General features: G+C 72.8%; 11 protein-coding genes. 6 read left to right on the forward strand and 5 right to left on the reverse strand.

From position 1 onward, the window contains the following. Positions 1–285, forward strand: a 285-nt coding sequence (locus tag VGD85_RS17440) for a protealysin inhibitor emfourin (RefSeq protein WP_331064702.1), incomplete at its 5' end; no start/stop codon positions are given. A gap of 7 nt (positions 286–292) precedes the next feature. On the opposite strand, the gene VGD85_RS17445 is transcribed toward VGD85_RS17440, so the two are convergent. Beyond that, positions 293–982, reverse strand: coding sequence for an aspartate/glutamate racemase family protein (locus tag VGD85_RS17445; RefSeq protein WP_331064703.1), 690 nt, complete (start codon positions 980–982; stop codon positions 293–295). A gap of 79 nt (positions 983–1,061) precedes the next feature. Between VGD85_RS17445 and VGD85_RS17450 the strand changes: the two genes are divergently transcribed. Next, a complete protein-coding gene (locus tag VGD85_RS17450) occupies positions 1,062–1,637 on the forward strand; it encodes a DUF6318 family protein (RefSeq protein ID WP_331064704.1) in 576 nt (191 codons plus the stop codon). Next, complete coding sequence (locus VGD85_RS17455; protein WP_331064705.1) at positions 1,634–2,437, forward strand: hypothetical protein; 804 nt, start codon at positions 1,634–1,636, stop codon at positions 2,435–2,437. The genes VGD85_RS17450 and VGD85_RS17455 overlap by 4 nt, the downstream gene beginning before the upstream one ends. Positions 2,438–2,450: 13 nt before the next feature. Here the strand turns inward: VGD85_RS17455 and VGD85_RS17460 are convergent, their stop codons facing one another. After that, positions 2,451–3,197 carry an SDR family NAD(P)-dependent oxidoreductase gene (locus VGD85_RS17460; RefSeq protein ID WP_331064706.1) on the reverse strand — a complete coding sequence of 249 codons (747 nt, stop codon included), beginning with the start codon at positions 3,195–3,197 and terminating at the stop codon, positions 2,451–2,453. Positions 3,198–3,285: 88 nt separating this feature from the next. Between VGD85_RS17460 and VGD85_RS17465 the strand changes: the two genes are divergently transcribed. From VGD85_RS17465 to VGD85_RS17475, 3 genes are all read left to right on the forward strand, one after another. Further along, positions 3,286–3,699, forward strand: coding sequence for a hypothetical protein (locus VGD85_RS17465; RefSeq protein WP_331064707.1), 414 nt, complete (start codon positions 3,286–3,288; stop codon positions 3,697–3,699). A gap of 83 nt (positions 3,700–3,782) precedes the next feature. Continuing rightward, positions 3,783–5,054, forward strand: a complete 1,272-nt coding sequence (gene mshA / locus VGD85_RS17470; RefSeq protein ID WP_414690830.1) for a D-inositol-3-phosphate glycosyltransferase — start codon at positions 3,783–3,785, stop codon at positions 5,052–5,054. Beyond that, positions 5,051–5,563: a YbjN domain-containing protein gene (locus VGD85_RS17475; protein WP_331064708.1), complete on the forward strand. Its 513-nt coding sequence runs from the start codon at positions 5,051–5,053 to the stop codon at positions 5,561–5,563. Before mshA ends, VGD85_RS17475 begins: the two co-directional genes overlap by 4 nt. Here VGD85_RS17475 and VGD85_RS17480 read toward each other — a convergent pair. From VGD85_RS17480 to VGD85_RS17490, 3 genes are all read right to left on the reverse strand, one after another. Next, complete coding sequence (locus VGD85_RS17480) at positions 5,548–7,218, reverse strand: ABC1 kinase family protein (RefSeq protein WP_331064709.1); 1,671 nt, start codon at positions 7,216–7,218, stop codon at positions 5,548–5,550. The genes VGD85_RS17475 and VGD85_RS17480 overlap by 16 nt on opposite strands. A gap of 75 nt (positions 7,219–7,293) precedes the next feature. After that, positions 7,294–8,241 carry a DMT family transporter gene (locus VGD85_RS17485; protein WP_331064710.1) on the reverse strand — a complete coding sequence of 316 codons (948 nt, stop codon included), beginning with the start codon at positions 8,239–8,241 and terminating at the stop codon, positions 7,294–7,296. Positions 8,242–8,481: 240 nt separating this feature from the next. Further along, positions 8,482–8,968, reverse strand: a 487-nt coding sequence (locus VGD85_RS17490) for a response regulator transcription factor (RefSeq protein WP_331064711.1), incomplete at its 5' end; no start/stop codon positions are given.

Here is an 8,968-nt window from a genome sequence, read left to right on the forward strand (position 1 = left end):
AGGGGGCCCGCTCCTGCCGGCGGGTCGCGGCGGGTGAGCGTGCGGCGGGCCGGCGGCTTCGCGGGCCTGCGCGCCGCGGGCGAGATCGACCTCGACGCCGAGGACCCGCGGACCGCGGAGGTCGCCTCACTGGTCGACCGCATCGACCTGGGCGTGGTGTCCGCCGACGACCCGAAGCCCGACCGCTACATCTACTCCTTCGACCTCTGCGGGTCGTGCGCGGCCGTCCCCGAGCAGCACCTCACCCCGGAGCTGGCGCGGCTGGTGGAGCTGCTGCTGGACTAGTGAGCGGTCAGGCCAGTGCGCGGTCGAGCGCCGCGGCGACGTGGAGGGTCGTGCAGGGGAAGACCGGGATGTCGGCGTCGGCCTGGTGGACCAGGAGCTCGAGCTCGGTGCAGCCGAGGATCACGCCTCCGGCGCCGGCGTCCCACAGCTCGTCGATGAGCTCCACGACCGCGCGCCGGGAGGTGTCGAGCACCTTGCCGTGGACGAGCTCGTCGTAGATGACCCGGTTGAGCATCTCGTGGTGCTTCGGGTCCGGCACGTGCACGGTGAGCCCGTGGGCCGCGACGCGGTCGGTGAAGAACGACCGGGACATCGCGAACGTCGTACCCAGGAAGCCCACCGACTCCAGCCGCTCGGCCTTGCACGCGTCGGCGACCACGTCGGCCAGGTGCAGCAGCGGGATGTCGACGGCGTCGGCGACCTGGTCGGCCACGCGATGGAACGTGGTGGTGCACAGCAGCAGGAAGTCCGCCCCGGCCGCCGCCACGCCGCGGGCCGCGCCGGCGAGGATCTCGGCGACGTCGTCCCACCGCTCCTGCTCCTGCAGCGCGGTGACCTCGGCGAAGTCGACGGAGACCATCGCGGTCTTGGCCGAGGCCAACCCGCCCACCCGCTCCTCGACGCCCTGGTTGAGTGCCTCGTAGTAGGCGGCGCTGCTCTCCCAGCTCATCCCGCCGACGAGTCCGATGGTCTGCATGGGGCCGATCCTGTCAGATCATCCACAGGTCGCGGTACGGCGGTTTCACGGGCGGCCGTGGCGGGGAATGATCGGGCTCGTGAACCGGTCTCGGACGGCCCTCACCGCACTCGCTCTCGTGCCCGTGCTCGCACTCGGTGCCTGCTCGGGGGATGACCCCGAGCCCAAGCTCGCCCCGCCGCCGTCCTCCACGGCGCCGTCCTCCCCGTCCACCACGGCCGTGTCGGGCCCGGTGGCGCCGACGATGCCGGCCGCTGCGCGGGGCGATGACGCGGCCGCCGCTGAGGCGTTCGTGAAGTTCTACTGGGAGATGGTCAACTACGCCCAGGTGACCGGGGATGTCGACGGGTTGAAGGCGCTGGCTTCTCGCTGTGGCACCTGCGACGCGGCGGTCGACTACATCGCCAACGTGTATGAGCGCGGTGGCCACATCCGAGGTGGCGAGGGACGCTTCCGCGACCTCCGCGCGAACTTCCTCGTCCGCGAGGGCAGGCCGCGCGCGCTCGTGCGTGGCGACCTGGTCAGCACCAGACAGCGGGTGGACCTCCCGGGGTCGAAGAAGGACGAGTCCTATCCAGGCGGGACCCTGCCGTTCGAGGTGCTGGTCGAGGTCACGTCAGACGGCTGGGTCGTGCTCACCATGGGCAAGCAATGAAGCGCGTGTGCCTTGTTGCCATCGTCGGCTGGCTGCTCGTCCCGCCAGCGGGAACGGCATGGGCGACGCATGGCGGGCCGCACGGTGGCACCGCCGCGTCCAGCGCCCCCACCGGCGTGCTCGTGCACGTGCTCCAGGCGCAGGGCGGCTCCGGATCGGTCGCGCCGGTGGTTCACCACGACCCGATCGTGTCCTCATCCGAGGAGTCGGTGTGCGCCATCGGTGGCGCCCAGACGTGTGCCGAGCTCGCCATGTGTGAGAACGGTGATCCGATGACCCTCACCACCTATGTCACCCAAAGTGGCCTCATCCTCCCCGGAGGGAACAACTGCCCTGAGGATGCGGTAGCCGCGCCGCCGGAGGTGACGCCGGGGTTGGTGTTGCGGGCGTTGCGGCGGATCCCGTTGCCGGCCTCGGAGTTGGTGGTGCAGCCGCCGGGTGGTCGGACGTTGGTGAACTTCGAGACGAACTTCTACACCGAGCAGGGGGAGTTCACCCGGGTGGTGCGTCTGTTGGGTCGGCGGATGGAGCTGTCGATCTGGCCGGAGTCGTTCGTGTGGCGCTACGGGGATGGGTCGAGTGAGCGGACCAGCAGTGCGGGGGCGCCGTACCCGGATCTGGAGATCACGCATCGGTATTTGGAGCGGGGTCGGGTGGCGGTGAGTGTGGACACGACGTATGCGGCGGACTTCCGGGTCGATGGTGGTCCGTGGCGTGAGGTGGAGGGGACGGTGACGATCCCCGGGGAGTCCGAGGCGTTGCGTGTCGTGACCGCCCGGCCGGTGCTGGTCGGCGGCTGAGCGGCTCCGCCGTTCAGCCCTGGCGGTGGACCTTGTGCTGCGCCGCCTGGGCGCGGGGCTTGATGACGAGCTGGTCGACGTTGACGTGGGGCGGGCGGGTGACCATCCAGCCGATCGCGTCGGCCACATCCTCGGCGACGAGCGGCTCGGCGACGCCGGCGTACACCGCGTCGGCCTTCTGGCGGTCGCCCTCGAAGCGCACCAGCGCGAACTCGTCGGTCCTCACCATGCCTGGGGCGATCTCCATGACGCGCACCGGCTGGTCCCACAGCTCCAGGCGCAGCGTCTCGGTGACGACCTTGGTGCCGTGCTTCGCGGCGGTGTAGCCCGCGCCGCCCTCGTAGGCGACCCGGCCGGCGGTCGAGCCGACGTTGAGGATCGTGCCGGCCCCGCTCGCGAGCAGCGCGGGCAGCAGCGCGCGGGTCACCCGCATCAGCCCGATCACGTTCACCTCGTACATCCGCCGCCAGTCCTCCTCGTCCGCCCCCGCAACCGGCGCGGATCCGAACGCGCCACCGGCGTTGTTGACGAGTACGTCGAGGCGCTCCCCGACCAGGCCGGCGAGCGCGGCCACCGAGGGCTCCGAGGTCACGTCGCACTCGACCGGCGTACCGCCGATCTCCGCGGCCAGCGCCTCGATCCGGTCCCGCCGCCGGGCGGCGCAGAAGACGTGGAAGCCCTCCGCGGCGAGCCGGCGCGCGGTCGCCGCCCCGATCCCACTGCTGGCTCCGGTGACGACGGCGGTGCGCGGCTGGCTCACGCACGTCATTGTGCCGGTCCCCGGACGCCCATGGTGGCCGGGAGCGGTCGATGGCACACTGGCCTGTCGTCGTGGAAGGAGTGGTGTCATGCGCGTGCCTGCCGCGCTGGCCGGCCTCCTCGGTGGCCTGTGCTGGGTCGGTGCGTACGCCGCCGACGCGGTCGACGCCGGCGGCGGCCTCGTCGACGGGCTCACCTGGGGCGGCCTCGCGCTGCTGGTGATCGCGGTGCTGGCGACCGGGGCGAGCCTGGTCAGCCGCAGCGCGACGTGGCTGCGCGTGCTCGTGTCGGTCTGCTTCGCGCTGCTCGCCGGCTCGGTGCTCTCGGTGGTCCGCGAGGGCGGCGACCCGCTGGCCGTCGACGCCGGGTTCGGCGTCCTCGCCGTGGTGGCCGCGATCGTGGCGCTCGCCACCCGCCCCCGCCGGCCGGAGGCGGCGCCCGCCCCGCCCGGCAACCACAGCGCCCACCATCGCAGCCGCAGCCGCGGCTCGCATGCTCGCTGACCGGCGGGGAACCGTCCTCGGGAATCAACCAGCGCTCCGGCCTGTTCTCCTTGGTCGGACCCGAAGAGCACGACGATCCCGAGGTGACTGTGGAACCGATCCGGCGCGTGGTGATGATCAGCCTGCACACCTCGCCCCTCGACCAGCCGGGCACGGGCGACGCCGGCGGCATGAACGTCTACGTGATCGAGCTCTCCAAGCGCCTCGCCGCGCAGGGCATCGCGGTCGACATCTTCACCCGGGCCACCAGCTCCGCGCTCGAGCCTGTCGTCGAGGCGTACGACGGCGTGCAGGTGCGCCACATCCCCGCGGGACCGTTCGAGGGCCTGACCAAGGCCGAGCTGCCCGGCCAGCTGTGCGTGTTCGCCCGCGAGGTGCTGCGCGCCGAGGCCGCCCAGCCGCTCGGCCACTACGACGCCGTCCACTCCCACTACTGGCTCTCTGGCCAGGTCGGGGCACTGGCCCGCGACCGCTGGGGCGTGCCGCTGATCCACTCCATGCACACGATGGCGAAGGTCAAGAACGACGCGCTCGCCGACGGCGACACCCCCGAGCCGGCCGCCCGCATCATCGGTGAGGAGCAGGTCGTCGACGCCGCCGACATGCTGGTCGCCAACACCGACATCGAGGCCGCGCAGCTGATCGACCTGTACGCCGCGGACCCCGACCGGGTCGAGGTCGTCCACCCGGGCGTCGACCTCGACGTGTTCCGCCCCCGTGACCGGGCCGCCGCGCGCGCCGACCTCGGGCTGCCCGCCGACGCCGCGGTGCTGATGTTCGCCGGCCGGATCCAGCCGCTGAAGGCCCCCGACGTACTCCTGCGCGCCGTCGCCGAGCTGCTCGACCAGAGCCCCGGACTGCGCTCCCGGCTGGTCGTGCCGATCGTGGGCGGCCCGTCCGGCACCGGCCTCGAGCACCCCGAGTCGCTCGCCCAGCTCGCCGGCGAGCTCGGCCTGGACGGCCCCGACGGCGTGGTGCGCTTCGTGCCGCCGGTGTCCCAGGACGAGCTCGCGCTCTGGTGCGCCGCGGCCACGGCCGTCGCGGTGCCGTCGTACAACGAGTCCTTCGGGCTGGTCGCCGCCGAGGCGCAGGCGGCCGGCACGCCGGTCGTCGCCGCGGCCGTCGGCGGGCTCACGACCGTCGTCCGCGACGGCCACAGCGGCCTGCTCGTCGACGGCCACGACCCCCGGGTCTGGGCGGGCGCGCTGCGGCGCATCGTCGAGGACGACGCCCTGCGCGGCCGGCTCGCGGCCGGTGCGGTCGACCAGGCCGCGCTGTTCTCCTGGGAGCGCACCGCCAAGCTCACCCTCGAGGTCTACGAACGGGCCCGCCTGGAGATCCGGGACGCCCGGTGACGCCCGCCGACGCGACCGCCGCGCTGCGCGACTACCTCGCCGCCAACGACCTGGAGGCCGACGAGGTCGCGGAGGGGGTGTTCTCCTTCTCGCTGCCCGGCGAGCGCAAGCTGCAGACCGCGGTCCGCCTCGACATCGGCGCCCACGCGCTGGGCGTGCACGCGTTCGTGTGCCGCAACCCCGACGAGAACCACGAGGCCGTCTACCGCTGGCTGCTGCAGCGCAACCTGCGCATGTACGGCGTCGCGTTCGCCCTCGACCGGCTCGGCGACATCTACCTCGACGCCCGGTTGCCGCTGGCGATGGTGACCCCCGACGAGCTCGACCGGCTGCTCGGCTCGGTGCTGACCTACGCCGACGAGTCGTTCAACACGATCCTCGAGCTGGGCTTCGCCTCCTCGATCCGCAAGGAGTGGGAGTGGCGCACGCTGCGCGGCGAGCCGACCCACAACCTCGAGGCGTTCCGCGGCTGGCTGGAGTCCGGCGAGGGCGCTCAGCCGGGGTCCTGACGGCGTTCGCGGGCCACCTTGCGGTCGGTGAGCAGCACCCAGGCGATCAACCCACCGCCGCTGAGCACGGCGAACACGAAGAACGCCATCGCGACCGCCGGATAGCCGAGCACCTGGTGGTCGGACGGCACCCGCATCATCATCGCCGCACCGAGCACGGTCGCGGCGATCACGATGCCGAACGTGAGCCGGTTGGCGACCCGGTGCAGCACCGTGTGCAGCCGCTCCTCGTCCACCGCGTGCACCCGCACGCTCAGCTCGCCCTCCGAGAGCGCCTCCAGGATCCGGTTGCCGCGGCGCGGCAGGTTCGCGGCGAACTCCTTGGCCTCCAGCGCGGCGCTCATCGCCCCGGCCGCGCTCACGCTCAGCCCGCTGCGCAGCAGCGACACCAGGCTGTCGCGTACGGCGGCGGCCGGGTCGAACGTGGGGTCGAGGTGCAACGTGACCTGGTCGAGGTTCAGCAGGGCCTTGCCGACCATGGACATCTCCGCCGGCGGGCGCAGGCCGTGCCGTCCGGAGACCTGGCTGAGCTGCACGAGCGCCGACCCGGCCTGTACGTCCGACCCGGCGCTCGTGGCCTCCGAGACCAGCTGGCCCACGTCGGCGCGGAACGCCGCCGCGTCGAAGTCCTGCAGCGGGTGGCCGAGCGCGGCGAGGACGGCCGCCGCCTCGTCGCCGTCGCCGTCCCCGAGCGCGAGCAGCAGCTTGGTGACCTGGTCGCGCAGCCGCGGCGCGACCGTGGTCACCATCCCGAGGTCGAGCAGCGCCAGCCGGCCGTCGTCGGTGACCAGCATGTTGCCCGGGTGCGGGTCGGCGTGCAGGAAGCCGTGGCGCAGCATCGCGTCGAGGTAGCAACCGAACACCTGCTCCACCATCGGACGCGAGTCGAGGTCGAGCAGGCCCAGCGGACCGACGTCGGTCACCTTGCGCCCGTCGACACGGTCCATCGTCAGCACCCGCGACGTCGACAGCTCCTCGACCGGCGCGGGCACCACGAGCAGGTCGTAGTCGGACGTCAGCTCCCGGAACCGGCGCAGGTTGCGTGCCTCGCGGCGGTAGTCCAGCTCACCGCTCAGCGACCGCCGGAACTCCGCGAGCAGCTGCTCGAAGCCGAACCGCCGTCCGGTGTCGGTGTGCCGGTCGGCCAGCCCCGCGAGCCGAGCTAGCGTCTCCATGTCCTCCCGGGCCTGCTCGCGCACGCCCGGACGCTGCACCTTGACCACCACCGGACGGCCGTTGCGCAGGGTGGCGCCGTGCACCTGCCCGAGCGACGCCGCGGCGATCGGCTCGGGGTCGAACGAGCCGAACAGGTCGCCGATCGCGCCGCCGAGCTCGGTCTCCACGACCTCCCGGATGCCGGCGAAGTCCGTGGGCTCCGCGTCGTCCTGGAGCCGCGCGAGCGCGGTGGTGTACGCCGGGGGCAGCAGGTCGAACCGGGTCGAGAGCAGCTGCCCGAGCTTGATGAAGGTCGGCCCGAGCTCCTCGAGGTCGGCCGCGAACCGCTCCGCGAGCGCCTCGTCGCCCTCGGGGGCGTCGTCGTCGCGAGGGAAGCCGTCCAGGCCGAGGCCGCTGAGCAGCTCGCTGCGCCGGTGCCGCACCAGCAGGCGGGCCAGGGCCGCGTAGCGCGACAGCGGGGCGTGCGGGGAGGACGTCATGCCCGCCCGTTCCCGATCCGGGGGCGGGTCACGCGCGGTGTGACCGGCGCGACCCGGGGCGCCCCAGGCCGGCCGTCAGCTCGGCTGCGGCGGCTCCACCGCGAGCGTGCGCGGCTTGCGCCGCGCCACGGCGACGCCGACCAGGGCGAGCGCCCCGCCGACGTACGCCATCGTCGGCGGGGTCTCGTCGAGGAGGACCAGGCCCATCACGATCGTGATCGGCGGCACCAGGTAGGTCGTGACGCCCAGCGAGCTCGCCGACATGTGGCGCAGCGCGTAGGCGTAGGTGGTGAACGCGATCGCGGTCGGGAACACCCCGAGGTAGACCACCCAGAAGATCGACGACGCGGGCGCGTCGCCGGCCTCGTCGAGCAGTTGGCCGACGAACGGCAGGCAGGCGAGGGCGCCGATGGTGCAGGCCAGCCACGTCACGTGGATCGCGGTCAGCCGGGCGACCAGGGGCTTCTGCAGGATCAGGCTGACGGAGTAGACGACCGCGGACACCAGGCAGAGCAGCACGCCGACCACGTCGTTGCCGCCGCCCTCGGACGTCGCGAGGCTGATCAGCCCGACGCCACCGAAGGCGAGCGCCAGGCCGATGCCGAGGTAGAGCGTGAAGCGCTCGTGGAGGAACGCCGCGGCCAGGAACGCGATCAGCACCGGCGAGACCTGGATCAGCATCGCGGCGGTGCCGGCGTCGATGCGGTGCTCGCCCTCGTTGAGGGCGACGTTGTAGACGCCGAACCAGAGCACGCCGATCGCGACGATCGAGACCCACTCGCGCCCGGTCGGGCGCGGCACCCCGCGGCTCAGCGCGACCACACCCAGGCACAGCGCGCCGACCAGGAGGCGGCCCAGGGACAGCGCGCCGGGGGAGAAGTCCTCGCCGAGGTGGCGGATCGCCACGAAGGCCGACGCCCAGAACACCAGCGTCACCGCCACGGCCGTCACCGACAGCCAGGCCGCGGGCGCGGTGCCGTCGGCGGTCGTGGGCGCGCTGGTCGGGGTCGTCGTACTCGTCACCCGCTCAGGCTAGGGACCGCCACCGACATCGAGCAGGCGGTTTTCCGTCGTCGAACCGCGACTTCCGGCCATCGTGGGCGACGTCTGAACCCTCCGGGCTCAGACGTCGGATCTCGACACGTCCGTCGCCGCTTCGTGCCTCAGCGGCGGTCCGGCTCGATCCGACGGCCCCCACGCGCCGCGCTCGGTCCTCGCGCGTCGCTGGGCCGTCGACGCGTTCGACGTCTGAACCCTCCGGGCTCAGACGTCGAACTTGTAGCCCAGGCCGCGGACGGTGACGAGGAACTTCGGCTCGCCCGGGTCGGGCTCGATCTTGGCGCGCAGCCGCTTCACGTGGACGTCGAGGGTCTTGGTGTCACCGACGTAGTCCGAGCCCCACACGCGGTCGATCAGCTGGCCGCGGGTGAGCACCCGGCCGGGGTTGCGCAGGAACATCTCCAGCAGCTCGAACTCCTTGAGCGGCAGCCGCTGGGCCTGCCCGTCGACGGTCACCACGTGCCGCTCGACGTCCATCCGCACCGGGCCGGCCTCGAGGGTCGGCGGCGCGAGGTCGGGCTCCTGGCCGCGCCGCAGCACGGCGCGGATGCGGGCCACGAGCTCGCGCGGGGAGTACGGCTTGGTGACGTAGTCGTCGGCGCCGAGCTCGAGGCCCACCACCTTGTCGACCTCGTCGTCCTTCGCGCTGACCATGATCACCGGCACGCTCGAGGTCTGCCGGATCTGACGG

Origin of the sequence: Nocardioides sp. (genome assembly GCF_036401255.1) — a bacterium.
Taxonomy (GTDB): Bacteria; Actinomycetota; Actinomycetes; order Propionibacteriales; family Nocardioidaceae; genus Nocardioides.

Bases quoted from the DNA above. Each gene is read 5' to 3' on its own strand.
- VGD85_RS17480 (WP_331064709.1), bottom strand. From the start codon at position 7,218: ATGACGTCCTCCCCGCACGCCCCGCTGTCGCGCTACGCGGCCCTGGCC.
- VGD85_RS17445 (WP_331064703.1), bottom strand. From the start codon at position 982: ATGCAGACCATCGGACTCGTCGGCGGGATGAGCTGGGAGAGCAGCGCC.
- VGD85_RS17465 (WP_331064707.1), top strand. From the start codon at position 3,286: ATGCGCGTGCCTGCCGCGCTGGCCGGCCTCCTCGGTGGCCTGTGCTGG.
- VGD85_RS17455 (WP_331064705.1), top strand. From the start codon at position 1,634: ATGAAGCGCGTGTGCCTTGTTGCCATCGTCGGCTGGCTGCTCGTCCCG.